Source organism: Actinoplanes sp. NPDC051633, from assembly GCF_040681735.1.
In the GTDB taxonomy this organism is placed as follows: domain Bacteria; phylum Actinomycetota; class Actinomycetes; order Mycobacteriales; family Micromonosporaceae; genus Actinoplanes.
The window spans coordinates 1-1,860 of record NZ_JBFAZH010001377.1 but is presented as its reverse complement, the minus strand read 5'-3'; the positions used below and the strand labels follow the sequence as shown (position 1 = coordinate 1,860).

The 1,860-nt window shown below is 73.8% G+C and carries 1 protein-coding gene; it reads left to right on the top strand.

Features of this window, described 5'->3' with window-relative positions; genetic code table 11:
• The coding region (locus AB0M20_RS41170; RefSeq protein WP_364306720.1) for a glycosyltransferase family 1 protein at positions 1–1,860 on the top strand (1,860 nt) is incomplete at both ends.

Here is a 1,860-nt window from a genome sequence, read left to right as displayed (position 1 = left end):
ACACTGTTCGGCGGCTTCGCCGAGGGCGCGGCCGATCTGCCGGTGACGACCCGGTCGACCCCCGTCCTGAAGTCGCCCGGCTCCGGCACGGCGGGCGAGAAGTTCTGGCGGCGGGCCCAGCGCGACGGGCGGCTGCGGCGCGCGGCCGCCGAGGCGGACGTGCTGGTGGCGCTGGACCCGCCGGCCGTGCACACGGTGTGGCAGCTGGCCCAGCGCAATCGCGCGGCCGACGCGGTGATGGGCTTGTCCCCGGCGTTGAAGCAGGTGGAGATCCGCGCGGCCCAGGGCTTCCGGCGCTCGCTGCGGCGCGCCCTGCTGAGCGGTCCCTCGCTCGAGGTCGCGAAGCAGGCGGTACGTGGGCGCGCCAAGCGTTACGGCCGGGCCGCCGCGGTTCGCGCCACCGGCGCCCGGGTGCAGCGCACCGGCGTGGGCCGGGCCGCGTGGCAGTCGGCCTTGCGCGCGCCGCTGCCCGACCGGGCCCGGCTGCCCCTGGCCCGCCAGGTCGCCGAGGGGCTGGCGCGGGCCGGATTCCCGGACGAGGCCGGCTCGACGCTCACGGCGGTGGCGAAGACGTTGCCGCAGCCGCGTCGCCGTGCGCGTTTCCTGACGCAGCCCGTGCTGGACGAGTTCCGGGCCGGTCGCACCCCGACGTTCCTGCTCGAGGCGGTCAGCGCCGAGTTCGCCTCCGCCGACGCCGCGCTCGCGAAGGGCGACAAGCGGGCGGCCGCCGCGTCGGCGCTGCGCGCCACCGACCTGATGTTCAACCGGGTCGCGCACTACGACTCGCTGACTTCCCCCGCCGCGCCCGACCCGGTCCCGTTCTTCACGCCGATGATGCAGAGCACGACCATGAAGGCGCTGGGCAAGCCCCGCGGCCGATCCGCTGTGCCGCTACCGGCCGCTGTGCCGCTCGCGGCCGATCGTCCACATCGGCTGCTGTTCCTCTACCGCAACAACGACAACTTCCTCAGCGCCATCCGCACCCGCTACGAGCAGCACGACGGCTTCGAGGTGCGCAGTTTCGACACGCAGAGCGACGAGCGGCTCAAGAAGGCGTCGGTGCAGCCGCTGCGCTTCAACGAGCACGTGCTGGGCGTCGACAACGGTCTCGGCAGCGACGCCGAGGCGGCCCTGCGCCCCCTGCTCGACTGGGCGGACACGGTCTTCGTGGACTGGCTCACCCCGGCGGCCGGGCTGCTGTCACTGGTCGATCCGGGCAGCACCCGGGTTATCGTGCGGCTGCACAGCTTCGAGGTGTTCACCGCCTGGCCGCAGGTCACCGACCTCAGCCGGGTGGACGACCTGGTCTTCGTGTCCGATCACCTGCGCGACTACACGACCCCGATCCTGCCGCACCTGACCGAGACGACGCGCGTCTGGTCGATCCCGAACGCGATGGACCTGCAGGGGTACGACCGCCCGAAGCCCGCCTCGGCCCGGTACACGCTCGGGCTGGTCGGGATCAGCGCGGTCGCCAAAGACCCGCGCTGGGCGATCGAGGTGCTGCGGCTGCTCCGCGCCGAGGACGACCGCTACCGCCTGCTGCTGATCGGCAGTGACCTCAACGGCAAGGTCAGCGGGGCGGCCCGCCAGTACCAGCGGGCGTTCCTGAAGGACGTCAAGGAGCTCGGCGACGCCGTGGAGCTCGCCGGGCACACCGAGGACGTCGCCGCGGCGCTGACCGGCGTGGGCACGATCCTCAGCTCCTCGGTGCGGGAGAGCTTCCACGTCGGACTCGTCGAGGGCGCGGCCAGCCACGCGGTCCCGGTCGTGCGGGACTGGCCGTTCTTCCCGGGCGGCCGCCTCCGCGGGCGTGCCGACCACCCAGGCGTCCGGGAAGAGCTTGCGGGCGGCGCCCGG